Origin of the sequence: Paramicrobacterium fandaimingii (assembly GCF_011751745.2) — a bacterium.
In the GTDB taxonomy this organism is placed as follows: domain Bacteria; phylum Actinomycetota; class Actinomycetes; order Actinomycetales; family Microbacteriaceae; genus Paramicrobacterium; species Paramicrobacterium fandaimingii.
Map to the genome: position 1 here is coordinate 1,094,024 of NZ_CP061170.1, position 23,994 is coordinate 1,118,017.

General features: G+C 57.0%; 19 protein-coding genes. 13 read left to right on the top strand and 6 right to left on the bottom strand.

From position 1 onward, the window contains the following. The first annotated feature begins 40 nt into the window (after positions 1 to 40). Both HCR84_RS05305 and HCR84_RS05310 read left to right on the top strand, forming a co-directional pair. The gene (locus tag HCR84_RS05305) at positions 41 to 1,819 is read left to right on the top strand and encodes an ABC transporter ATP-binding protein (RefSeq protein ID WP_166983926.1); all 1,779 of its coding nucleotides are present in this window, start codon (positions 41 to 43) and stop codon (positions 1,817 to 1,819) included. A gap of 10 nt (positions 1,820 to 1,829) precedes the next feature. Continuing rightward, the gene (locus HCR84_RS05310; protein ID WP_166983925.1) at positions 1,830 to 3,050 is read left to right on the top strand and encodes a glycosyltransferase family 1 protein; all 1,221 of its coding nucleotides are present in this window, start codon (positions 1,830 to 1,832) and stop codon (positions 3,048 to 3,050) included. Here HCR84_RS05310 and HCR84_RS05315 read toward each other — a convergent pair. Both HCR84_RS05315 and HCR84_RS05320 read right to left on the bottom strand, forming a co-directional pair. After that, complete coding sequence (locus tag HCR84_RS05315; protein WP_166983924.1) at positions 3,021 to 4,163, bottom strand: glycosyltransferase family 4 protein; 1,143 nt, start codon at positions 4,161 to 4,163, stop codon at positions 3,021 to 3,023. The genes HCR84_RS05310 and HCR84_RS05315 overlap by 30 nt on opposite strands. Continuing rightward, positions 4,160 to 5,326: a glycosyltransferase gene (locus tag HCR84_RS05320; protein ID WP_166983923.1), complete on the bottom strand. Its 1,167-nt coding sequence runs from the start codon at positions 5,324 to 5,326 to the stop codon at positions 4,160 to 4,162. The genes HCR84_RS05315 and HCR84_RS05320 overlap by 4 nt, the downstream gene beginning before the upstream one ends. Before the next feature lie 82 nt (positions 5,327 to 5,408). On the opposite strand from HCR84_RS05320, the gene HCR84_RS05325 reads away from it, so the two are divergent. From HCR84_RS05325 to HCR84_RS05350, 6 genes are all read left to right on the top strand, one after another. After that, the gene (locus tag HCR84_RS05325) at positions 5,409 to 6,734 is read left to right on the top strand and encodes a glycosyltransferase (RefSeq protein ID WP_166983922.1); all 1,326 of its coding nucleotides are present in this window, start codon (positions 5,409 to 5,411) and stop codon (positions 6,732 to 6,734) included. 2 nt (positions 6,735 to 6,736) lie between these two features. Then, positions 6,737 to 7,156, top strand: a complete 420-nt coding sequence (locus HCR84_RS05330; protein ID WP_166983921.1) for a hypothetical protein — start codon at positions 6,737 to 6,739, stop codon at positions 7,154 to 7,156. A 51-nt stretch (positions 7,157 to 7,207) separates the two neighbouring features. After that, a complete protein-coding gene (locus tag HCR84_RS05335) occupies positions 7,208 to 8,503 on the top strand; it encodes a nucleotide sugar dehydrogenase (RefSeq protein WP_166983920.1) in 1,296 nt (431 codons plus the stop codon). 8 nt (positions 8,504 to 8,511) lie between these two features. Beyond that, positions 8,512 to 9,480 (top strand): UDP-glucose 4-epimerase GalE, encoded by a 969-nt coding sequence (galE, locus tag HCR84_RS05340; protein ID WP_166983919.1) that lies wholly within the window; start codon positions 8,512 to 8,514, stop codon positions 9,478 to 9,480. A 65-nt stretch (positions 9,481 to 9,545) separates the two neighbouring features. Then, positions 9,546 to 10,691: a UDP-galactopyranose mutase gene (gene glf, locus HCR84_RS05345; RefSeq protein ID WP_166983918.1), complete on the top strand. Its 1,146-nt coding sequence runs from the start codon at positions 9,546 to 9,548 to the stop codon at positions 10,689 to 10,691. Between the two features lie 127 nt (positions 10,692 to 10,818). After that, positions 10,819 to 11,919 carry an acyltransferase family protein gene (locus tag HCR84_RS05350; protein WP_166983917.1) on the top strand — a complete coding sequence of 367 codons (1,101 nt, stop codon included), beginning with the start codon at positions 10,819 to 10,821 and terminating at the stop codon, positions 11,917 to 11,919. Between the two features lie 51 nt (positions 11,920 to 11,970). On the opposite strand, the gene rfbB is transcribed toward HCR84_RS05350, so the two are convergent. Together rfbB and rfbD are read right to left on the bottom strand one after the other, a co-directional pair. Further along, positions 11,971 to 12,996, bottom strand: a complete 1,026-nt coding sequence (gene rfbB / locus HCR84_RS05355) for a dTDP-glucose 4,6-dehydratase (RefSeq protein ID WP_166983916.1) — start codon at positions 12,994 to 12,996, stop codon at positions 11,971 to 11,973. A 35-nt stretch (positions 12,997 to 13,031) separates the two neighbouring features. Beyond that, positions 13,032 to 13,871 carry a dTDP-4-dehydrorhamnose reductase gene (rfbD, locus tag HCR84_RS05360; protein WP_166983915.1) on the bottom strand — a complete coding sequence of 280 codons (840 nt, stop codon included), beginning with the start codon at positions 13,869 to 13,871 and terminating at the stop codon, positions 13,032 to 13,034. 68 nt (positions 13,872 to 13,939) lie between these two features. Between rfbD and rfbC the strand changes: the two genes are divergently transcribed. The 5 genes from rfbC (at position 13,940) to HCR84_RS17795 (ending at position 20,200) form a co-directional block, all read left to right on the top strand. Then, entirely contained in the window at positions 13,940 to 14,545 is a 606-nt protein-coding gene (gene rfbC / locus HCR84_RS05365) for a dTDP-4-dehydrorhamnose 3,5-epimerase (protein WP_166983914.1), read from the top strand. Positions 14,546 to 14,560: 15 nt separating this feature from the next. Next, positions 14,561 to 15,457, top strand: coding sequence for a glucose-1-phosphate thymidylyltransferase RfbA (rfbA, locus tag HCR84_RS05370; protein ID WP_166983913.1), 897 nt, complete (start codon positions 14,561 to 14,563; stop codon positions 15,455 to 15,457). Positions 15,458 to 15,490: 33 nt separating this feature from the next. Continuing rightward, on the top strand, positions 15,491 to 18,292 hold the full coding sequence (locus HCR84_RS05375; RefSeq protein WP_166983912.1) for a hypothetical protein: 2,802 nt from the start codon (positions 15,491 to 15,493) through the stop codon (positions 18,290 to 18,292). Between the two features lie 298 nt (positions 18,293 to 18,590). Continuing rightward, entirely contained in the window at positions 18,591 to 19,955 is a 1,365-nt protein-coding gene (locus HCR84_RS05380; protein WP_166983911.1) for a LicD family protein, read from the top strand. Between the two features lie 53 nt (positions 19,956 to 20,008). Beyond that, on the top strand, positions 20,009 to 20,200 hold the full coding sequence (locus tag HCR84_RS17795) for a DUF6752 domain-containing protein (protein ID WP_350339447.1): 192 nt from the start codon (positions 20,009 to 20,011) through the stop codon (positions 20,198 to 20,200). Here the strand turns inward: HCR84_RS17795 and HCR84_RS05385 are convergent. Further along, entirely contained in the window at positions 20,197 to 22,047 is a 1,851-nt protein-coding gene (locus HCR84_RS05385; RefSeq protein WP_166983910.1) for a glycosyltransferase family 2 protein, read from the bottom strand. The genes HCR84_RS17795 and HCR84_RS05385 overlap by 4 nt on opposite strands. After that, positions 22,044 to 23,981, bottom strand: a complete 1,938-nt coding sequence (locus HCR84_RS05390) for a glycosyltransferase family 2 protein (protein WP_166983909.1) — start codon at positions 23,979 to 23,981, stop codon at positions 22,044 to 22,046. The genes HCR84_RS05385 and HCR84_RS05390 overlap by 4 nt, the downstream gene beginning before the upstream one ends. Positions 23,982 to 23,994: the final 13 nt, after the last annotated feature.

The following is a 23,994-nucleotide window of genomic DNA, read 5'->3' on the forward strand; positions in this document are numbered from 1 at the left end:
GCCCCGTCGCCGGGTATCACCATCACCTCAGTGGAGAAGCATGAAAGTCATCGCCAATACGTTCGGGCGCATTCTGCCGTACCTGCCTGCTGGCGCGCGCCGCTTTCTCAGCTGGTACGCGGTGCTCACATCGATTCTCGCCGTCGTCGACGTCGTTGCTCTTCTCGCATTGGCTGCGACGCTCGCCGCCGCCGTTTCGGGTACCAGTTTCAACTTGCCCGTCATCGGAACGATTCCGGCGAGCGCGACGCTCTGGATCATCATCATCGCCAGCGTGGTAATTGTGACGAAATCGGCGCTCAGCGTGTGGCTGCAGTGGCAGGCCACGCGACGATTCGCCAAATATGAGCTGTCGATCGGCCAGCACCTTCTTGCCGCGTACATCCGCGCTCCGTGGACCGATCGCCTGTCGCGAAACACCTCGCAGATTCTGCAGATGACCGACACCGGCATCGCGAACGTCGTCGCAGGCTTTCTGCTTCCGCTCACGACGATGCCGGGCCTCATTGTGACGTCGGTGGGAGTGCTCGCAGCCATCGTCGTGACACAGCCGCTCACCGCTCTCGTGACGGTTGTGTACCTCGGCGGCATCGCCTCACTTCAATACGTTGTACTCGGTCGCAAGACACGGCAGGCGGCCCGGGTCGCACGCGACTCGGCGCTGCGTGTAGCGTCCCTCGTTTCTGGCATGGTGGCGGCGCTCAAAGAGATCACGCTTCGCGACAAGGCGAGAGAGCTCGAGGATGCCGTTGGCACGGTGCGTGCCCAGACGGCGCGCGCCCGCGCGAACTCCAGTTTTCTCTCCACGGTTCCGCGCTTTATCTTCGATGCAGCGATTATCGGAGGTTTCGTTCTGGCCGGGGGAGTGTCGTTCGCCATCGGAGGCATGGATCAGGCAATCTCGGCGGTTGCGCTGTTCGGCATCGCGGGGTTTCGGCTCATTCCATCTCTCACCGGCTTTCAGAACATCGTGACGCGCGCGATCACCGCGGGACCATACGTGAATGCGGTCGTCAACGACATCGACGACTCGCGTGAATACCTCGCAAACCACGAGCAGCTTGGCAAGGAGCCGCTTCCCGAGAACCCGCAGACGCTGACGTTCCGAGACGTCGAATACACGTACCCAGGCGGCACCGATCCCGTTTTGAGAAACGTCGACCTCACCATCCCGCTTGGCGCTACAGTCGGCATCGCCGGTTCGTCTGGCGCGGGCAAATCCACGCTCATCGATCTTCTGCTCGGACTGCTGTTGCCCACCCGTGGTTCCATCGACATCGACGACGCTGAGCTTTCGGGGGTGCTCTCTGCCTGGCGACGCCGGGTCGGATATGTTCCTCAGGAAGTCGCGCTTTTTGACGGGACGATCGCGCAGAATATCGCGCTGACGTGGGGCGAAGAGTATGACGTCGAGCGCGTGGAGAGAGCCGCTAAGAGGGCTCAATTGTGGCAGGTCGTCGTAGATCGCGAGCACGGTCTGAACACGCGCGTTGGTGAGCGCGGCCTCGCGCTCTCTGGCGGTCAGAGGCAGCGGCTCGGCATCGCACGCGCGTTGTACAACGACCCGCTCGTTCTTGTGCTCGATGAGGCAACGAGCGCGCTCGACACACGAACCGAGGCAGACGTCACTGATGCTATCCACGCTCTTCACGGTGACATCACAGTGATCGCCGTCGCGCACCGGCTATCGACGATTCGTACATCTGATCTTCTCGTCTTCATGAAAGAGGGTCGAATTCAGGCTCAAGGCTCGTTCGCTGAGGTGGTGGCGAACGACCCAGACTTCGCCATGCAGGCGAAACTCGCGGGCCTCACGTAAGGCGTCGGCGATGTCGCGATTCGGCCGGTACGCCGCACTTGGCGCGCGCGTGCTCCGCGCACGCGTTCCCGACCGGCTCGCAAATGTCTTTCTCCCCTCAAATCAGCGCATCCGTGCATTGGAACTGCCGAAGCCTCCCTCCCCACCAGGAGGAGCCTGTTCGCTGTACATCGCTCCCGTGAACTTTGCGGGACAAGGGAGAGCCTGGGCTCGAGCGGCGGGGATGCTCCCCGGAATTGAGGCGCGTAACATGCAGTATCGCGGCTCGAGCGACCTCGCATTCGACGCCGACTACTCTGTGTCGGATCATGTGTTCTGGCACTCACACGACTGGGCGGCGCGTCAGAAGCGGGCCGTCCGTACCGGGTTTTCTCATGTGCTCGTCGAAGCCGAGAGGGCGATATTCGGCTCTGCTTTTAGCGGATACCTTGAGCGCGAAGTCGCATGGCTCACTCGAAGCGGGGTGCACGTCGCAGCCGTGAGTCATGGCACAGACCTGCGCCTGCCCTCACGACACGCGCAGCTCGATGAGTGGTCTCCGTTCAGGGGCGCACCATCGTCATGGGTAGCAGGACTCGAATCTCGTGCACGACGCAACCACGAGATACTCGATGCCCTCGACATACCCGTCTTTGTGTCGACGCCTGAGCTTCTGCTGGATCGCGCCGGGTCCACGTGGCTCCCTGTCGTCGTCGACCCCGAGCGTTGGCAGACTGATGCGCCGCCTCTCGAGCGCGCTCGTCCTCGCGTGCTACACGCACCAACGAACCCGCTCGTCAAGGGAACGGCGCTCATCGAGCCGATCTTGCAGAAACTCGACGCCGAAGACGTCATCGACTACGTGCGAGTTGAGCGTGTTCCGGCCGCGCAGATGCCGCAGCTCTACCGCGAGGCCGACATCGTGCTCGAGCAGTTTGCCCTGGGAATGTATTCGGTGACTTCGGTCGAGGCGATGGCAGCCGGACGACTCGTCTTCGCTCACATTCACGATCAGGTGCGCGATCACGTATTGAGTGTCACGGGCAGGGACCTTCCCGTGCAATCGGTGACTCCCGCGCGACTTGAAGAACGGCTGCGCGACGTGGTGTCGCGGCGGGAGCACTATCGCGCGGTCGCAGCGGAAGGTCCGGCATTCGTGAAGGCGGTGCACGACGGGCGTTTCTCTGCCACCGTGCTCGCGCCCTTTCTCGGTGTCAGCGACTCAGCGAGAAAGGGCCTCGGCAAGAATTGACCGCGCAACCTGCGCCTCGGTCTCAAAGCTGAGCTCGCGCGCCGCGGCATCCGTCTTCGCCTTGAATGCCGTCACGGCATTCGCCGTGAGCGACCGGAGCGAATCGGCACACGACTCCGCCGTGAAGTCTCGTGACACAACGCCGAGTTCGTACTGGGTCACCACGTCGACCATCTCTTCTGACGGGCCGATGGCAACGGCAAGTCGCGCCTGCACGAAGTCGAACAGCTTATTGGGGAGGGTATATCTGGCGTTGGTGTGCACCGGCGGAATCCAGAACACACCGACATCGTAGGAATTGAGCGTACGGGGCAGGTTGTTCGGTTTGACCGGGTCTCTGAACCTCACGCGGGTGTCTCCGGCGGCACGCTCTTTCAGCTGGTTCAGGTAGGTACCGCCATCTGCCGCCGACACGAGGTAGAGATCTAGAGTGAAGCGATCGTCGAGGAGCTGCATCGCGTCGATCATCAGCTCGAGGTTGCGCCCGTAAACGGCGGCTCCGCTGTGCACGAGCCGGATGCTGTCAGGAGTGACCGGTTGCGGTTCGAGCGTGGCGTAGGGCGCTGCATTGCGCATGACGCGCGGCCGCACGCCGAAGGCCGAGGAGTAGAGTTCGGCGATTCTGCCGCCCACTGTCGTGACGGCAGCGGCGCGGGGAAGATACGCGCGACAAAGGTGAGTCATGAATGGCGCGACGAGCAGACGCCAACTCAGAACGTGCGTGCGCTCTTCCGGAGCCCATTCGTGCATGTCTGCCCACACGGGAGCACCGTCCGCGACTGAGAAGGCAAGATCGAGCACACGGGCATCGTTTGCAACAACGAGGTCAAAACGACGACCGGTGAGCGCCTTCTTCGCGAAGCGGATTCCCGGAGCACTCAGCTCGGCGCTGCGAAATCGGCGCGTCGCCAGTTTGAGCACGCCGATGGGGTCTTGCGGAAGGGAAGGCAGATCGCCGGGAACGCCGACGTGCTCGGTCGCCCCCTCGGGGGTATCGCCATAGCCGACAGTGACCACGTCGCCGTATTCAGCCAGAACAGAGATCTGGCGTAGAACGCGGGCATCTCGTTCTATCGGCGAGAGGGAGATGCAAAGAATGCGAGGTCGGCTCACTGGGATTCCTCCGTGTAGATCGCGGCGAGTTGACGGCAGCTCTCGTCAAGACTGCGTGAACGCACGGCGAAGTTGCGCGCGGCGTCACGCATTCGCTCCCGTTTCTCATCTGGTTGACCGAGAAACTGCGCCAGCGCGTCTGAGAGTTCTCCAATGTCTCCTTCGCGGGTGAGCGTTCCGGTGACGCCGTCATCAACCATCTCTGATGTTCCTCCGCTGTCATAGGCAATGACCGGCGTACCACAGGCCTGCGCCTCCACGAGCACGAGTCCGGCTGCTTCGCGCGCACCGTTGTTGACGCGCGTTGGTAGCACGAGAGTATCGGCCTGCTGCATAAACGCCTTCACAGCTGAACGGGGTTGCGATCCGCGAATATGCACGTGGGACGGTGCGGACGCCCGCAGTTCGTCGAGGAGGGGGCCTCCTCCGACAACATCCAGTTCGTGTGGCTGTTCATTGACGATGGATGCCGACGCCTCGATGAGGTCGCGTACGCCCTTGGTTTCCACGAGCCGCCCGACGAACAGGAGTCGCGGAATGTGGCGACTTTCCCGTTCAGCAGGGTGGAACCACTCGGTGTCGACACCTTGATAGTGCACGCGCACCCGTCGGGCATCTGCTCCGCCTTCGACGGCGATGCCCGCAATGTACTCGCTCACGGCGAGAACGGTGTCGGAATGCTTGTAGGCGGCACTGACGTGACGCTGCATGCGTGCGAGCGCTGGGCGACCAGCGAGAGAGCGCGACGACGGTGACTTGAGCATCGAGAATGCATCACCGCCGTGGACGGTGACAAGCAGGCGGGCTCCCGAATCCTTCGCCGCATGCACGGCCGCGAGCGATGCGTAGCCGAAGTGCTGGTGAATAACATCGGGGTGCCACTGCGCAATCTTTCGGCGCAGCACAAGAGGCATCGCCGCCGACACGATCTCGCGGTGCCTGGCTGAGAGCCGGCGCGAGACGGGAAGCACATCGTCGAGTGCATCGACGATTCGCAGAGAGTGCCGTGCGCCCGCATCGGTGATCTCCGTTGTTCCGGCAAACACGGAAAAGTCGAAATCGTCGCTCAGCCGTTGCGCATGCTGAACAGCGAAGTACGTGGGAGGAATCAGCAGAGACCCCTTGGTAATGGCGATTCGCAACGCGCCTTCACTTCTCTTCATGCCGGAATAACGTCCTGTGTCGTGCGTGCTAATGTGACTGTCGTCCATCGCCGAGCGTGCTGTCTGATCGGAGAAGGCTGACGTGTCTCTCGAAAGACGACCACACCTACTCTATGTTGCTTGGGGTTATCCGCCCTCGCGCAGCGGTGGGGCGTATCGCCTGCTCGCGACGGCGAACGCCTTCGCGCGATCAGGGTGGGACGTCACGGTTCTCACGTGTGAGCGTGAGGTGTTTCTGCGCAGCACGGGCATCGACCCGTCGATGGAAGAGCGCATCGACCCGTCTATCGACGTTCATCGCCTTCCCTTCCCCAATCGCGAGACAATTCTCGACCTCACGCAGTGGAGCCGATTTCGCGCGTGGGCGCCCGAGATCTGGAACATGTTGCAGGCAATGCAGACAGCTCGCACCTTCCCCGAACCGCGCTACGGACTGTGGCGTCCCGTGCTCGAGAATGCCGCGGAGCAGGTGCATCAGAAGCATCCGGTCGATCTCGTCATCGGGTCGGCGAACCCCAACGTCGTGCACGTGGCGGGGGCCTACCTTCACCAACAGCACGGCGTGCCATTCGTCATGGACTACCGCGATACGTGGCAGCTCGACATGTACTCGGGCAAGCGCACCCTCAGCGATCGGCATCCGGCAGCGACATGGGAGAGAAAGCTGGTCGGTGACGCGGCAGAGATCTGGTTCGTTAACGATCCGATCGCGCAGTGGCACGCCGAGCTCTACCCCGATGCCGCCGAGCGCATTCGCGTTGTGCCTAACGGGTTCGACCCGGGGTTCGTCGGCGCTGCCGCCGTCAGCAAGCACTCTGCTCCGACCACAGTTCACGTGGGAAACATCGGAACGATGACGGGACAGACGCCGATCCGTCCGCTCATTGAGGGGTGGACTCTGGCGCGCCAGTCGGGCGATGCGCTCGCCGATGCGCAGCTCGACCTCTATGGCTACCTCGGGCATCAGGGCGACGATGAGGGCGGCGTGCTCACGGCGATTTCCGAGGTCGGCGACTGCAGTGTCGCGTATCGGGGCCCCGTGGCGAAGGCAGAGATTTCCGCGATCTACAACGGGCTCGACGTGCTGATTCTCCCGCTGGGCACGAGTCGGTTCATGACCAGTGGCAAGGTGTTTGAATATATGGCGACGGGTCTTCCCATCGTGTCGGTACACGATCCCGTGAACGCCTCAAGTGGTGTGCTCAGCGGTTACCCCGGCTGGTTTCCTGTCGAGCTAATGGATGCCGCCAGCATTGCTGATGCGCTCGGCAAAGCCGTCACGTATGCACGGGGCCAGACGGATGCCGATCGCGTTGCTGCGCGCGAATGGGCATCCGCATTCGAGAGATCGAACATACTCGAGCCAATTATCGAACGCTGGACCGAACGCATCGAGAAGGGCAGCTGACCATGTCGAAAGTCGTCTATGTCGCCACCCGCGTGAGCTCGGTTCCCCGCGACGACGCGATCGATGGGGTAAACGAGATCACGGTGATCGGTCCGAGTGCGACGGACGTGTCTGCTGCACAACGACTCATCGAGGTCGATGCCGCAGCGCTCAGTCCGACGGTGCAGAAGCTCGTCGATGTTCTGTGGAAGTCCGTTGCGGGGCGCACCCTTGTGCGCATCACTCCGGCCGACCGCTCGCGACGCTTCTTCGCCGCGGTGAGGCGCACGCGGGGCATCGTTGCCGCAATTCGCGATGCTGACGTCATCGTCGCCGCAGACCGAGATGCTCTGTGGGCTACCTGGAATCTCGCTCGTGCGGCGCACGGCCCCGCGGCCGTCTACGGAGTCTCAGCCGCAAAGTTCGCTTTGAAGAACGCGTAACGTCTACCGCGGCGACCGTGCTCGCGTTCAGCGACACGTAGACTGATCGTCATGCAGATTGCGGTTGTTGCTCTTGGGAAAATCGGTCTTCCTCTTGCTGTTCAGTTCGCTGACGCGGGTCATGATGTGATCGGGGTTGACGTCAACCAGAAGGTTGTTGATCTCGTCAATAAGGGAGTGGAACCGTTCCCGGGGGAGGCGTACCTTCAGCAGAAGCTCTCTGAGCTGGTTCCCGCCGGGCGTCTGACGGCGACGACGGATTACGCTGAGGCGATTCCGAACGCTGACGCCGTTGTGCTTGTGGTTCCGCTGTTCGTCAATGATGAGACGTGGGATCCCGATTTTGCGTGGATGGATGCTGCGACGCAGTCTCTCTCGGAGCACCTCACGGCAAACACTCTTGTCTCGTACGAGACGACGCTTCCGGTAGGCACGACGCGCAACCGGTGGAAGCCGATGCTCGAAAAGGGCTCTGGGCTGAGCGAGGGCACCGATTTTCACCTCGTGTTCTCGCCGGAGCGCGTACTCACGGGGCGCGTTTTTGAAGATCTGCGCAAGTACCCGAAGCTGATCGGTGGACTCACCGATGAGGGTGCGCGTCAGGCGACGGATTTCTACGAGGCTGTGCTCACGTTCGATGAACGTCCTGACCTTTCGCGTGCGAACGGTGTGTGGGATCTCGGCACGGCGGAGGCTGCTGAGATGGCGAAGCTTGCCGAGACCACGTATCGCGACGTCAACATCGGGCTGGCGAACCAGTTCGCTGTCTATGCCGACACCGTTGGTGTTGACGTGTACCAGGTGATCGAAGCGTGCAACTCGCAGCCGTACAGTCACATTCACCGTCCGGGCATTGCCGTTGGCGGTCACTGCATTCCGGTGTACCCGCGGCTGTACCTGTCGACGGACCCCGATGCCGACATCGTGCGTCGCGCTCGTGTGTTCAACGCGTCGATGCCGGGCCGAGTTGTTGAGAAGGCGCAGGAGGTCCTCGGCACTCTTGACGGCGTCAGCGCCGTCGTGCTCGGTGCTTCCTACCGTGGTGGCGTCAAAGAGACTGCGTTCTCCGGTGTCTTCGAGACGGTCAACGCCCTGCGTGAGCGCGGTGCGAACGTCACTGTGCACGATCCTATGTACTCAGACGACGAGCTCGCTGCGTTCGGCTGGGACGCCTACCACCTCGGCGGTGCTGCTGATCTCGCGATCATTCAGGCAGACCATGCCGAGTACAAGAACATCTCGGCGTCAGATCTCCCAGGGCTGAAGCTCCTCATCGATGGCCGCAACACAACTGACCCTGCTGTGTGGGCCGGCACTCCGCGCCTCGTCATCGGCGGCGGCCAGTAGGCTTCGGCATGAGCGTTCTTGTCACGGGCGGCGCCGGATACATCGGCAGCCACATTGTGCGCATGCTCCGGCAGTCGGGCGATGTCGTCGTCGTCGATAATTTCAGCACAGGTGATGCGCGGCGAATCGCCGGCACGCCCGTTCGGCACATTGACCTCGTCTCCGAGCACGCTGTGCGGGAATTGAGCGAGGTCATGCGCGAGTTTCATGTGGATGCTGTCATTCACATGGCAGCGCTCAAGCAGGTCGGTGAATCCGTCGAGCAGCCGATCCGCTATTACCGCGAGAACATGAACTCGCTGGCAACCGTGCTTGAGGCGATGACGGTAGAGAGCGTTCCCTCTCTCGTGTTCTCTTCATCTGCCGCGGTGTACGGAAGCCCGCAGAACAGTTTCGTCAGCGAAGACGAGCCGACCTCTCCCGTTAATCCCTACGGAACCTCCAAACTGGCAGGGGAGTGGTTGGTTCGAGACGTCGCCAAAGCTTCGTCGATTCGGGCGGTGAGCCTGCGTTACTTCAACGTCGCCGGTGCAGGAGCTCCGGCCCTCGCTGATACCATCCCGGCCAACCTTGTCACCTTGGCGATAGAAGCCGTCGTCTCCGGTCGTGAGCCGCAGATTTACGGAGATGACTACGACACTCCAGACGGCACGGGTGTCAGAGACTACGTGCATGTGAATGATCTCGCGTCAGCGCACATCGCCGCGATTGATTTCACAAGGCGCACGACAGACAGCCACACGGTGTTCAACGTGGGTACCGGAACGGGCGCGAGCGTCCGGGAAGTGCTCACTCAACTCGCCGAGGTCAGTGGCAGCGCTGCCGCTCCGCGCGTCGTATCACGGCGCGCTGGAGACCCAGCTTCAGTTGTCGCCGACGCCCGTCGCATCAAGGCCGAACTTGGCTGGTCTCCGCAGTACTCGATCAAAGAGATGGTTGAGTCAGCGTGGAACGCTCGGGTCAGCCCACCCGTTTGACAGTGCCGATCGTCTAAAGTCGGTACAAACGCCCGCTTTCCCTACTCCTAGGAGCATGAGCACTCGTGAACTGTGATCTTCTCGTCGTCGGCTCAGGTTTTTTCGGCCTGACAATCGCAGAACGAGCCGCTGACAGCGGACTCAAGGTCGTGGTCATCGATCGCCGCCCGCACATCGGCGGCAATGCCTATAGCGAGGCCGATCCTGAGACCGGCATTGAAGTGCATCAGTACGGCGCGCACCTCTTCCACACGTCGAACCCCTCTGTATGGGAGTACGTCAACCGATTCACTACCTTTACCAACTACGTGCACAAGGTTTATACGACACACAACGGCGTCGTGTACCCGATGCCCGTCAACCTGGGAACGATCAACCAGTTCTTCCAGGCCGCGTATTCTCCAGGTGAAGCCCGGGAGCTCATCGCAGAGCAAGCGGGGGAGTTCACCGTCAAAGACGCGAAGAACTTCGTCGAGAAGGGCATTGCTCTGGTGGGCCGACCGCTCTACGAAGCGTTCTTCCGCGACTACACGGCAAAGCAGTGGCAGACAGACCCGGAGGACCTCTCCGCCTCCATCGTCAGTCGTCTGCCGGTTCGCTACACGTACGACAACCGCTATTTCAACGACAAATGGGAAGGTCTTCCGACCGACGGTTACACCGCGTGGATCGAGCGCATGGCTGACCACCCGAACATCGATGTGCAGCTGAACGTTGACTTCTTCGACGAGAGCCAGCCGTTCAACAAAAAGGCGATGGTCGGCCAGGTTCCGATTGTCTACACGGGCCCCGTCGACCGGTACTTCGACTATTCAGAAGGCGAGCTGTCGTGGCGAACGCTCGACTTTGAGAAAGAGGTGCTGCCCATCGGAGACTTCCAGGGCACACCGGTCATGAACTATCCAGACATGGATGTTCCGTTCACGCGAATCCATGAGTTTAGGCATTTCCATCCCGAGCGGGACTCATACCCCGATGACAAGACCATCATCATGCGCGAGTTCTCGAGGTTCGCAGATCGAGGTGACGAGCCGTATTACCCGGTGAACACGACGGCGGATCGCGAAGGGCTCCTCAAATACCGCGAACTGCAAGCCGACGAGAAGGACGTTTACTTCGGCGGACGGCTCGGCACTTATCAGTACCTCGACATGCACATGGCGATCGGTTCAGCGCTGTCGATGTGGAACAACAAGCTTGAGCGTCGCTAACTGAGCGAGATATGTGTGGTCGGAACCTTCAGCTTGAACGCCTGAACGAGGTGTTACGCTTTGTGAGCTGAGTGGGCTGAGCCCCTTTCGGCAACAGTCCAAGCGAACAACTTCTCTGAGATTTAGCGTGACACTTTCGAACAAAGATAAAAGCGACACTGCTCTTCCAACCTCTCTGAAAAAGAAGAGGGACTCGTACCTCGACAATGCGAAGGTCATTCTTCTCATGTTCGTGGTTATGGGGCATCTGATTGCCGTCATCAACAGTTCCGGCTTCGCAGACGCTGCGTATAAATGGATCTACTCATTCCATATGCCAGCGTTTGTCGCTATCACGGGATACTTGTCGAGGAGCTATCGAGGGGACCCCCGTCAGGTAAAAGCACTCATTACTGGCGTACTAGTTCCGTACCTCGTATTTCAATTCATTGTGCGCGTGGAGCCGTGGCTGTTCTTTGGGGAGCCTCTCCACTTGAACTTCTTCACGCCAGGCTGGTCAAGCTGGTTCCTTCTGGCACTCTTCGCCTGGAGGCTCCTTGTCCCCGTGCTGAAGCACCTTCGATATCCAGTCCTGTTCTCGGTAATCATCGTGTTCATGTCGGTGTTGTATGACGGCATCAGTCAGGGCTTGAGCGGCGCCCGCATTCTCTCGTACCTTCCGTTCTTTGCGCTGGGGCTTGCGCTCACTCCCGAGCGTCTAGAAGCTTTCAAAAGAATCGCCCGCAAGCCACTGATCCGGATCGCAGCCCTGGCATACTTGGCTGGCGCTTTTGCGGTCATGTTCATCGCGAGTGAATGGGTGAAGAGCAGCTGGTTTATGATGTCAGTGCTATCTAACATCGACGGTGATCTCAGCAACTCGCAGCACTTGGTCTTGCGAGCTTGCGTTCTTGCATTCACCACCTCGATGCTCGTAGCAGTGCTTGCCCTCGTTCCTCAGCGCCAGCTCTTTTTCACCCACATGGGATCTGTGACTCTCACGATGTATATGTTGCAAGGGGTCACACTCATGTTTCCGAGGCATTTCATCGATCAATGGGATGGGTGGACCTGGCCGACAGTAATATTGCTCATGATCGCGGGAGTTCTCTATACACTGTTGCTTGGCTCTAGACCTGTGCAATACCTTACGAAGTGGCTTGTTGATCCGATTGGCACGTTTGACTGGCTGCGACGGTTCATCTTCAAGAAAGAAGTATCCGTCGAGGCGGCTCAGAGACCGGTCTAACGGGTGAGATTAAAAACACGATTCGTGATTCATGTCGCACGGAGACCTTGACTAGCTAGACGTTTTGGACTCACGGATTTGCGTGTTCTGGCTCGCATATCGTGTTTCTGTCGCCTCCTTCTGTGGCGACCACCACCATGCGTTGGATTCGTACCATTGAATTGTTCGCGTCAGGCCTGACTCGAAATCAGAAAACCTCGGAGTCCAACCCAGCTCCGTGCGAAGCTTCGAATAATCGATGGCATATCGCAGGTCGTGTCCTGGCCTGTCAGCGACGAGATCGAAATCATCTTTATCACGCCCCAAGATCTTGAGGATAAAACCGATGACCTCCCTATTACTCTTCTGCCCGTCCGCGCCGATGAGATAGGTCTCGCCGATGCGGCCGTGTTCGAGAATCTGAAGAACCGCAGCAGAATGGTCGCTAGCGTGAATCCAGTCTCGAACGTTCTCGCCCGCTCCGTAGAGCTTCGGGCGCACCCCAGACAATATGTTGGTTATCTGCCGCGGTATGAACTTTTCAACGTGTTGGTAAGGGCCATAATTGTTGGAGCAATTGCTGATAGTAGCTGAAATCCCAAAAGAACGGGCCCAGGCCCGGACCAACATGTCACTTGCAGCCTTTGTCGACGAGTAAGGGCTCGAAGGGTTATACGGTGTGGCTTCGGTGAATCTTTCAACCCCATCGAGCGTAAGATCGCCGTAAACTTCGTCGGTGGAAATGTGGTGGTAACGCACGCCAAAGCGCCTCACAGCTTCTAAGAGCGTGTACGTTCCAACCACATTTGTCTCGATAAATGGTCGAGGGTCTTCGAGCGAATTATCGTTGTGGCTTTCCGCCGCGTAGTGGATCACTGCATCGTGCTCCGAGACCAATTGGTCAACGATCTGCGCGTCTTTGACATCCCCTTTCACGAGCGAGAATCGCTGCGCGTCTAGACCGTCGAGAGAAGCAACATTTGCCGCATACGTCAGCTTGTCAAGCACCGTTACCGAGTGCTCCGTGTTGTCTAACACGTATCGAACGAAGTTGGAACCAATGAAGCCGGCACCACCGGTAACGAGGAGCTTAGACATTTTTACAGCATAGTAGCCGCACGCCTGGACTGAGTTTAGAAGCCCTCGCTAGATGCTTCGTTCAGCGCCTCGCGCCATTGCCGCGGTTTAGTGAGACCCAGCTGTTCCCACCGCGAATGGTCGAGCACCGAGTAGGCGGGGCGAGGCGCAGGGCGAGGCATTTGGGCACTTGAAATAGGTCGAATTCTTTCAGGATCGAGACCTGATTCTTCGAATATCGCGCGGGCGAATTCAAACCAACTTGCTTGTCCAGAGTTTGTGCCGTGCATGATCCCCGGGGGAACTCGCGAGTCGATAATCAATCGGATTTGACGCGCGAGATCCCAGGTCCAGGTGGGTTGCCCGATTTGGTCGCTCACAACGTCGATTGAGTCCTGCGAATTCGCGAGACGCAACATCGTAGCGGCGAAATTCTTACCGTACCTTCCATAGAGCCATGCGGTTCTGACAATGATCGAACCCTCGGGGTGAATGGTTAGTGCGGCGGCCTCTCCCAGAGCTTTAGTGCGACCGTAAGCTGTTCTGGGGTTGCAGGGGGTGGACTCTGCATACGGTCGGCTTGCGGTGCCGTCAAACACATAATCGGTGGATACCTGAATAAGTCGAGTCTCGGCAGCTGCGCTTGCGTGGGCCAGGTGCTCGACAGCAACTGCGTTAATCACCCTGGCCTGTTCCTCATCCGATTCTGCGAGGTCGACGTTTGTATACGCTGCCGCATTCACCACCAAATCATGCTCAAAAACTGCGTCATAGACAGCCCCTCGTCGGGTGATGTCGAGCATCTCACGTGTTGCCAACGTGAGATCGTGGTGAGAAAGAGCCTTTCCGAGGTGCTGCCCGAGCATTCCTCTGGCGCCAGTGATCAGTATGCGCATTCGAGTCCCTAATTCATTGTCTGGTGATGCATGTCCCGGCTGGGAGGGCCCATTGTTAGACTCCGGGAGTGGACATACGTGAAATGGCTATCCCGGACTGCTACGAGATTACCCCGAAACAATATGGTGATAATCGAGGCATATTCTTCGAATCGTATCGTTTTGATCGCCTTCAAGAGATCGCAGGGCGCCGTATCGACCTGCGTCAGGTGAATACCTCAGTGTCCAAGAAGGGCACGGTGAGAGGGGTGCATTTCGCAGATATCCCTCAAGGGCAGGCAAAGTACGTCTTTGTCACCCAAGGGGCAGTTGTCGACTATGCGATTGACATTCGAGTTGGTTCGTCTGCTTATGGAACGTGGGACTCATCAGTGCTCGACGACGTCGACCGTCGAGCTCTCTTCCTCTCTGAAGGGATAGGACATTGCTTTGTCGCCCTGACAGAGAAAGCGACTGTTACCTACCTTGTGACGGATGTCTATCGACCAGAGAGAGAACACGGAATCACGCCACTTGACGAGCAGGTCGCGCTTGACCTGCCGTTTGCCCGAGAGGAGCTGCTGTTTTCGGAGAAGGACGCCGAAGCGATGACATTGGATCAGGCTCACGAGGCACACTTGCTGCCAACCTGGGATGAAGCACGAAAGCTATATGCGTCGTTCGCCTCTCAATAGTTTGGGGAATCAAATATGCGAGGAATAGTTTTGGCCGGGGGGTCGGGTACCCGGCTGTGGCCGATCACCAAAGGCATTTCCAAGCAGCTCATGCCGATTTTTGACAAACCGATGATCTACTACCCATTGTCGACGCTGATGATGGCTGGTATCCGTGAGATTCTGATCATTACGACACCGGAGCATCGGGAACAGTTCGAGCGATTGCTTGGCGATGGGTCCCAGCTCGGAGTTGAACTTCAATACGCGGTTCAGCCCAGCCCGGACGGGCTGGCGCAAGCATTTGTTATTGGCGAGCAATTTATCGGAGACGGATCAGTTGCACTCGTGCTTGGTGACAACATCTTCCATGGCACTGGGCTCGGAACGGCGTTGAGTGGACATCAGAATCTCGAGGGGGCAATTGTATTCGCCTATCCGGTTGCGAACCCGGGCGACTATGGTGTCGTCGAGTTTGACCCGACTGGTCACGCGCTCAGCATCGAAGAAAAACCGCAGCATCCAAAGAGCAACTACGCGGTTCCGGGGCTCTATTTCTACGACAACAGCGTCGTGAACATCGCTAAATCCATCCGTCCTAGCGGACGCGGGGAGCTGGAAATATCTTCGGTGAATGAAGAATACCTTCGAGTTGGAAGGCTGCAAGTTCAAAAGCTCAACCGGGCGACTGCATGGCTGGACACCGGAACAATTTCGACAATGATGCAAGCTGGGGAGTATGTGCGTGTCATTGAGGAAAGACAGGGTTACAAGATTGGGTGTATCGAAGAGGTTGCCTGGAGACAGGGCTGGATCAATGACGACCAACTTGATGATCTCGCACTAATGTATGAGAAGAGTGGCTATGGGGAGTATCTCCATCAGCTCCTCGAGTTCGGACGAGACCACTTTGGGGAAAGTTCGGAACCCTAGCCAAATATCACTCGATCGGTGGAGCCTAAAGTAATGAAGCTTTTGAAGCGACTACTAACCATCAGCGTGACGGTGATTGCTCTTGTTGCAGGGCTGATTGTTGCCCCTGTAAATCTTGGGCTTTGGGGCTCAACTGCTTCTCACGCCGCAGACCTGTCGAAGTTCGATGCTGGGGACATCATTTCGGACCAGGTTTTCTACGACTCGGCGACCATGACTGAACGCCAGATAGCAGCTTTTATCGATAAGAAGGTTCCGACGTGTCGTTCGGGCTATACCTGTCTTGATGCGTATAAAGAGAACACGACGGCTCGTGCGGCTGACTCGTATTGCAAGGCGCTCTCGGGGGGATCCAACGAGAGCGCGGCACGGATTATTTACAAGGTCTCTCGAGCTTGCGATATTAATCCACAGGTTATTCTCGTGACTCTACAGAAAGAGCAAGGGCTACTCACGCACGAGTGGCCGTCTTCATGGCGATACACAATCGCGATGGGTTTCGGATGCCCGGACGGAGCACCTTGTAACGAGAAATACTACGGCTTTCAAAATCAGCTTTATCTCGGTGCTCGTCAGTTCCAGATTTACAGGGCATGGCCTGGATCTTTCAACTACAGAGCTGGTCAGAATAACAAGATTCAGTGGCATCCGAATTCAGCATGCGGTTCGAGCACTGTATTCATCAAGAACCAAGCCACTGCGGGGCTTTACAACTACACGCCATATCGCCCGAATGGTGCTGCACTGAAGGCAGGTTACGGTCTCGGCGACTCGTGCTCGTCCTACGGGAACCGTAATTTCTACAACTATTTCACTGATTGGTTTGGGAGCACCCACAAAGTCGGCTGGGTCGTAAAATCACCAGACCGGCCGGAAGTTTACTTTGTGACAGGACAGACAAAACATCATATTCAATCACAATACGCATATCGAGAGTATCGGCGTTCGTTTGGAGGATTGAGCGCGGTCAGCGAAGGTTATCTCAATACTCTCAAAACAGGCTCTCCCGCAAAGGCGATCGTCAAGGACCCTTCGACCGGCGACATCATGTTGCTTCAAGACTCCGTTCTTCATCGCTTTCCCTCGTGTTCGCTCGCTGAAACGTGGGGATATTCATGCGCCATGAATATCGACCTCACGCAGGATCAGGTCAAGGCGCTCAAACGAGGCCCAGACATGAGCAACTATGCGACGGTGGCTTCAGGCGCAACCGTTCACAAGCTCAGCGGCGGCAAAATGTACCCATATGCCTCGGCAAAAGATGCAGCATATTACAACGGTGGCTCTATAGGTTTTGTCGCGAGCTTGCGCGATGAGATTGCGTCAAAATATAGCGTTGTGGGGAAAACGCAGTTCGCACCTGTCACACTCGCAAAGACCGGATCTGACAAGAACGTGTACTTTATGGGCGGCAATTTCACGAAGTGGCGCCTGCCATCATGGGCCATGGCGCGTGACTTCGGAATCCCGGGAGGGTATACCCAAACCTCGGCCATAGCGCTTTCTGGCTATGCAAGCTCCGGTGATCTTTCGATGTTTGTAAAGTGCGGCGGGGAGCTTTTCTTCGCGAATAGTGGGCACCTGACAAAGGTGAAGAGCGGATCGTCGTACGGCTCGCCAGTTGTGGCTCTAGATCAGACGGCCTGTTCTAGGTTGCCGAAATCTGGTGCATTCTCTAAGTCAGTTTTCGTACGCGCTGAGGGTCACCCGGAAGTATATGTAGTCGAAGCGGGAAACCTGAGGCACGTTGTCTCGAAGAGGGCGTTGGTTTCTCTCAACGGTGGCACCTGGCCAACTATTGGAGTTGTTGACCCAGGGTCGTTGGCATATTTTGGGGCAGGCAAGCCAGTCCTTGGGCCGGCTACTCTTGTCAAGGCTAGCGATAGCCCTCACGTTTATTTCGTGGACGGAAATTCGGAGAGACATAGGTTGCCTAGCTGGTCCTTGGCGAGGGAATTCGGTCTTCCTGCAGGGTACGACTCCGTAACCGCATTAACTCTTGCACCGTATAAGAATGCCGGTGACCTGGCGCAATTCGTGCGGTGCGACTCGAAACTGTACATTGCTGGTAGCGGCAGCTTGACGCTGGTCCACTCGGGCAACTCCGCAGGATTCGATGTGACCGACCTCCAATCGGCCTCGTGTTCCGTGCTTGAGAAAGCTGGCACAATATCCGGGAGTATTTTTGTCAGAGTTGCTGGCGCCCCAGAGGTCTACCTGCTTGAGAACGGCCAGATTCGACATGTCGTATCTAAGTCAGCGCTTCTCTCGCTAAACGGCGGAAAAATGCCGAGGCTCGTTGCCGTTTCGAACGAAACACTTGGAAGTTTTGAGCAAGGGTTCCCAGTGCTGGGCCCAGGAAATCTCGTAAAGGAGCGCTCCGGCTCGGAGGTCTTCCTTGTCAATGGAGATCAGAAGGTCCCGGTTGGGTCGTGGGGCGTTGCGACCGACCTGGGGCTCGGCACGACCTATAGCTCAGTTCCGAACGGTAGCGCACGCGGTTATGAACGGGCGAGCACCGATCTCTCTCCATTCGTGATGTGCTCTGGCGAGATGTATATCGGTGCGGGGGGCCGGCTCTCCGCCGTCGATAGCTCTTTTGGCCTGAGTTACACACAACTGGACGTAGACGTCTGTGACGCACTGGATCTTTCAGGCCCGGCGGTTTCTGACGAGCTGATCGTCGAAGATAAGGCGACCGGCCATTTATACGTGGTTGAGAACGGTGCGTTTAATCCTGTAGATGACAACGCGGCAAAGAATCGCTCCAAACAGGGCAGTGGCAACGTGATACTGACGCTCGACCCGCGAACGATTTCTACATACGCCACCTGACGAGTACATAGCCAGTTGCGTTCGGAGATTCCTCAAGAAACCTTACGTAGACTAACCGTGGGTAAACGTTAGGGGAACTGTGTCGACAAGTCTGTCAGCGAACAGGTCACGGATTAAGTTTGATGCTGCATCGAGCGGCGGTTCCGCCGTGGACTTCAGATTTGATGGACACAGAGTTTGGTCGACTGTCCTGCCCGATACGGTCGAAGGCGAACATACGAAGGTATTCTGGCCTCGAGCTCTCAGGCCGTATCTCTCTGGTAAAACGACTCTGGACATTGTTGATTCAGCGAGTGGTGTGTCCCTCGCCACCCAGGAGGTTCGCTTCTCGCAGAGCAGAGAACGTGTCTCTGTTTGTGATTCGAGGGGACGCTGGCTGGCTATCAACAAATGGAATCGTCTTGGCTCAAGCTTCGAGGGTGATGATACCGGTGTGCAGGAGCGGCTGCTCGAGAGCGCCGAGAGGCTGGTAGAAACACTGAATGAGTATGGATATCCCGTTTATATCGTCGGTGGGACGCTCCTCGGAGCTATGCGAGATGGGCGCCTGATGCCCCATGATGACGACATTGATCTAGCGTTTCTCTGCGACGAGAAGAGCCCCATTGATATTGGGTTAGAGAGCATGAGGATGCAACGTGAGCTTGAACGGGAAGGGTACTTTCCTGTCAGACACAGTCATACTCACCTGCAGGTCACGTTCTTTCGAGAGGACGGGTCAACTGATCACTACATCGATATCTTTACGGGATTTCTCGAGGAAGATCTCGATGGAACACCGCTCTATTCGCAGCCCTTTGCACTAAGAGGCCCTGAGGTCACACGCGAAGACTTACTGCCTGTGCAGAATATGGAAATTGATGGGCACATTCTTCCGGCTCCGGCGAACCCCGAAGCATGGCTCGCGTATGCATACGGAGAAAATTGGAGGATCCCCGATCCATCATTCGTCTTCGAAACCCCGAGCAGCACCGGGCGTCGCTTCAACAATTGGTTTGGAGTGTTCAACAAGAAACGCGTGTATTGGGAAAAGAACTTCGAGAAACAGTCGCGACGGCGAGTAGCGCTCAAGCGTGAGCCTTCGGCGGTCAAGTTCCTAGGGCTAATTCCACCGTCTTCAAATGTTGTCGACTTAGGTTGCGGAGATGGCTCGGTCACCCAGCAGATTGCGAACGCCGGTCACAGGGTGATCGGCGTCGATTACAGCTACGAGGCTCTCCGGCTTGCGCGCGCGGAATCATCGCATGACATCGAATACCGATATGTGAACATGAACGATCGAAGAGCGCTCCTCGAGTTCGCCGTCGAACTCATTAAGACTCGCAAGGTGTGGTATTTCTACATGGGCGATTCAATTCAAGGAATCACACGCGCTGATCGACGAAATGTGTACTTATTTATTCGCGAAGTGCTGCGGGGCCCGGCGTTTGCTTTTATGGCTTTTGACACGAACCTGCCTGAGGCCTATACCCATGCTGATCCGACCACGTGGCACTATCCAATTCCTTCGGCAAAGCGAGAAGCAAAAAGATTTGGCTTGAAGGCTCGAGTCGTCGCTGAGGGTGGAACGCGGGAAAGTGAGTGGGGCACGAGGACTCGGGCGGCTGTGACTGTTCGCAAGAAGAAGACGAGAATTGATCTCCGATCGACGAGGGAGTACTGAGCATTATGAAGGAGTACCTAGCGAAGTTCGTGCGTCGGCTAGCACCGAGGACTATGCGCAACTTGACGCTGTTGACTGAACTGGACGAGGGAAGCGAGACAGTCGCAGAACTGCTGGTGAAGTATGAGCTTCAGGTTCGCGACCTTCGAGCAGAGCTTAACGAAATGCGGCGTGACAATAGGCGTATGGCAGAGCTATACGATCTTGTCTTCGAACGACTTCGGGATGAGAACCCCCTCACTTAATCGGTCGACTTCCGAAGTTCAGATCTGCCAAATCTGCGAACTACCAGCGACATTCCAGTATCGTGCATTTTGCTCGGGTTTGCCCCAACTTTGATCGCATATCGTCCGGGGGTTGAACTGATCCTGGCATAGAGGAAGTTACCGCGGCCACGGTTCTCGATCACTGCGGGAATGACGTCGTGATCGCCGAGTTGTAAGCTGCAAGCGAGGCGAGTTCTCTTCAAAGTCAGCTTCTTGAGTGGAATCTTGACACTCAGCTCTTTCCAACCGGAGTAAACTGTCTGAACTGGTCTATTGCGATTCGGCCGGGCGATGGTTCGGATGCGCTGATCCATATCGAGACTGAGCATCCCGTTCTTGTTGACATATGCCTCGATCGCCCGACCGTGAATTATGGCAGGTGTCGTGACTTTGTCGCTTCTCAGACTTCGATGATTGACGACGCCGAAAAGTTCGTTCTTCGCGTTGAAGTCCCAGGTTCCTTGCTTCAGAGGGCCGCCGAATGCGGCGTTGTCAACATTGAGCGTGGCTGTACTGCGAACAGTGACGTCCGCCCGTGCGCCAAGTGACCCGAGGACTTCAACTCGATGAGTCGTGGGAATCAGCCAGGTGATCTTACTTGTTCTCGATTTGATTCCAATAGTTGTGCGCGCATTGTAGACATCGTCTGTCACATCAAGTAGGTCAACCCCGAGCACGTTGGAGAGCTCGTTTGGCAGGACACGCAGGATTCGACCGTCGTCGGCCAGTCTTAGCGCGAGCGGCTTTCCGGATGAGGTTCGCCATCTTGCGGTACTTCTAATCTCAAGCTCATTATTGTGCCAGGCCGCGTCATTGCAGACCGCTAATCCATACATGCCTGCATCGATTTTCACAAGCTGCTTGAGCAAATCAAATTCACCGGCACGAACGAGGCGCGCGCGAGCTCTGCCGTAAGAGGAGAGCTCGCTATCGAATTTCTCGGGGAGATACTCATTGATGAGATTGCGTGCGGTGAGAAGAGCGAACTCGACGTCACCCTCATCGTTCTCCCATAATGCTGGACCGAGCGCTGGAATGAGACGAGTGGAATATTGGTAGGCAAGCATGAGCGACTTCTGCTGGGCAAGTCCTGGCTCGGCAAGAGACACTACGGTCGCGGCGAAAATTTCATTGAGCCCAGCCCAGTAGTCGCGAAGATTGCGTGTAAACGTCTGCGACGTGTTGCTCCCGTGTTGAACCCAGTGGTAAAAGGGAGTCGACGTCATCGTCGAGACCACTTTGGCGTGCTTTGCGACGTCTAAATTGAAAAACACGTCCTCCCAGAGAACACGGCTTCCCTCTGGGAATCGGATGTCGTAATCGAGAAGAAACTGCCGTCGATACAACTTATGGGGATTGGTAGGAACTAACGGGTGTATATCCGCCCGGTCGACCGCGTTATCAAAGTCTGCAGTGTAGGTCTCCAAAGCCCATTTGGGCTGGTCGGTCCGAGCTTCCTTCCCATTGAGAACATCCGCGAAGTTTCGCGAAGCGAAATCGTACCCGCGACTTAGTGAATCTGGATAAAGCTCGTCATCGTGATCCATGAAAAGGATATACTCACCGCGGGCGGTCTCGATTCCAAAGTTTCTCGCGGAACTTGGCCATCCGGAATGCTCCAACTTAAATACGCGAACATTCGGGCGTGTCGCCGCAATGTGGTACAACTCAGTAGCTGTTTCGTCTGGCGAGCCATCATCGATGTAGAGGACTTCAAACTCTGCTTGAGTTAGATTCTGAGCGTCCAAGGACTTCACAACATTATATATGCGCTCACCGGAACAATATGTTGGAACGACGACTGTAACTTTTGGTGAAGTGGTCACTCGCGCAATCCAACCCGTCTTAACGTAGGGCCGACGTCGGCCATATGTAACTCCAGCTTATCCACTGGCATGCTCTCGCGCTGTTCGCGTGATTCAACTGCGGAAAACGGAAGAATCTCAAGGTCGTAGGTTCCGCGCAGACGAGGCCGGAAAACTTCAAGGACAGCCTTCCCGTCCTGCGATATCAGCCGCCCGGTGCGAATCTGGATGAATCGTGACAAAAATGGCTTCAGGGCTAACATGTAATTGAGCTTGTAGCTATGAACAACGCGTGACCAGAGCGAGTTTCTCTTGCGAAGCACAAAATGAAACCGCATGTCGATTGGTTTTCCATAAACATGTACCTCCGGCAGATCCACGTTGATCGTTCTGCGGGACGTGTCCGCTCTTCCAAATTTGAGATTTGGCCATAACGGCTTCGTAGTTGCGCCGATATCGAGACTCAAGGCCCCGTCGCGGTTGCAATACGCCAGTGCGACTCGTCCATTGATAAATCCGATCTTATTGGCGAGGTCAGTATTCACGAGTGCCGACTGTTGGATCCCTCCACCGAGCTCTGCTCTGCCATTGAGATCCCAAGCACCATCGCTCAGTGGAGAGCCCAGTGCAAGATCACGAATGTCTAGTCGAGAACGAATGTTTACAGTGCCTGTCGTCCCGGTCGAGTTCAGCGCGAGCTTGGATTCCTCTTCGGTCGGAATCATCCAGACGACCCGATCTCGCCTTGACCGAACCCCTAACGTCGCTGAAGCACTGTCCAAGTCATTCTCGAGTGTTCGAGAAGACCTAGCAACGGATTGATTTAGAGACGGTTTTACCGCGAGGAGCCATGCTCCGTCTTCGCCGCGCTCAGCCCAGGTTTTACCATCTGGGCGAGCCCATTTCGCTGTCGCCTCAACGACGAGGTGTGGCCCATCCCACGACATGGAGGTGGCAGCAACATCACCAACAGCGGCAACGTCTGACATAGCGAATTCTTCGAGTCCTTCTAGATTGCTGGCCCTTAGCAGATCGGCGCGAATACGTGCACGGGTGTCCAACGCCTGGTCGAGGTCAAAAGGAACAAACGTATTCGTGAGCCGCAGACAGTAATCATTCGCCATCTGACGCTCAGCATCTGCCCGCTTATGGAACTCTCGGTTGTATGTTCCAAGAACGCGCGATCGGTACTGGTGCAGTAAAAGCTGTCTCCGTTCGAGGTCGAACTCGGACGTTCCAAGTTCAGCGTGGATGGCTTCAAAAACCTTCGTCAAAGAGATCCACCACTCTTCGTTACTGCGACGGAAGCTGGTCGATCCACTTCCCGTCGTTTGTACCCAGTGGTAGTACGGTGTGCTTGCCATCACACCTATGACATCTGCTTTTGCCAGTACCTGGAGATTGAAGAAGATATCTTCCCAGAGAACCCGGCGGCCCTCTGGAAATCGTATTGCATGTCGATTCAGGAACTCTCGACGATAGAGTTTGTGCGGATTCATTGGGATCAGAGGATTGATCTCCGTGCGATGACGGGCGTTCCCAATATCTTCTGTGTAGGTTGAAATTGCCCATGCAGCATCATGGGTCCTCGCCTCTTTGCCACTCAGCACGTCCGCACGGTTCAGTCTTGCGAAATCGTACGCTGCCTGTAGCGCGTTCGGGTACAAGGAGTCATCGTGGTCAACGAACGCAATGTACTCACCGCGCGCTTCTTCGATACCGCGGTTTCGCGGCGCCGATGCCCACCCTGAATTAGGAATTTGGAATACTCGGAAGTTCGCGTGTGTAACTTCTAAATGTTGCAGTCGACTAATAGTGTCATCGGGCGAGCCGTCGTCAACGAACACCACTTCAAAGTCTCGATCATCGAGAGTTTGCGCTTCGATTGATCCAAGTAATCGATCAAGACCCTTACCTGGCTTATACGTCGGAACTATTACGCTGATCTTCATCATTGAGATCGAATGC

Bases quoted from the DNA above. Each gene is read 5' to 3' on its own strand.
- HCR84_RS05390 (WP_166983909.1), bottom strand. From the start codon at position 23,981: ATGATGAAGATCAGCGTAATAGTTCCGACGTATAAGCCAGGTAAGGGT.
- rfbA (WP_166983913.1), top strand. From the start codon at position 14,561: ATGCGAGGAATAGTTTTGGCCGGGGGGTCGGGTACCCGGCTGTGGCCG.
- rfbD (WP_166983915.1), bottom strand. From the start codon at position 13,871: ATGCGCATACTGATCACTGGCGCCAGAGGAATGCTCGGGCAGCACCTC.
- HCR84_RS05320 (WP_166983923.1), bottom strand. From the start codon at position 5,326: ATGAAGAGAAGTGAAGGCGCGTTGCGAATCGCCATTACCAAGGGGTCT.
- HCR84_RS05310 (WP_166983925.1), top strand. From the start codon at position 1,830: ATGTCGCGATTCGGCCGGTACGCCGCACTTGGCGCGCGCGTGCTCCGC.
- rfbB (WP_166983916.1), bottom strand. From the start codon at position 12,996: ATGTCTAAGCTCCTCGTTACCGGTGGTGCCGGCTTCATTGGTTCCAAC.
- HCR84_RS05375 (WP_166983912.1), top strand. From the start codon at position 15,491: ATGAAGCTTTTGAAGCGACTACTAACCATCAGCGTGACGGTGATTGCT.
- galE (WP_166983919.1), top strand. From the start codon at position 8,512: ATGAGCGTTCTTGTCACGGGCGGCGCCGGATACATCGGCAGCCACATT.
- HCR84_RS05330 (WP_166983921.1), top strand. From the start codon at position 6,737: ATGTCGAAAGTCGTCTATGTCGCCACCCGCGTGAGCTCGGTTCCCCGC.
- HCR84_RS05305 (WP_166983926.1), top strand. From the start codon at position 41: ATGAAAGTCATCGCCAATACGTTCGGGCGCATTCTGCCGTACCTGCCT.
- HCR84_RS05335 (WP_166983920.1), top strand. From the start codon at position 7,208: ATGCAGATTGCGGTTGTTGCTCTTGGGAAAATCGGTCTTCCTCTTGCT.
- HCR84_RS17795 (WP_350339447.1), top strand. From the start codon at position 20,009: ATGCGCAACTTGACGCTGTTGACTGAACTGGACGAGGGAAGCGAGACA.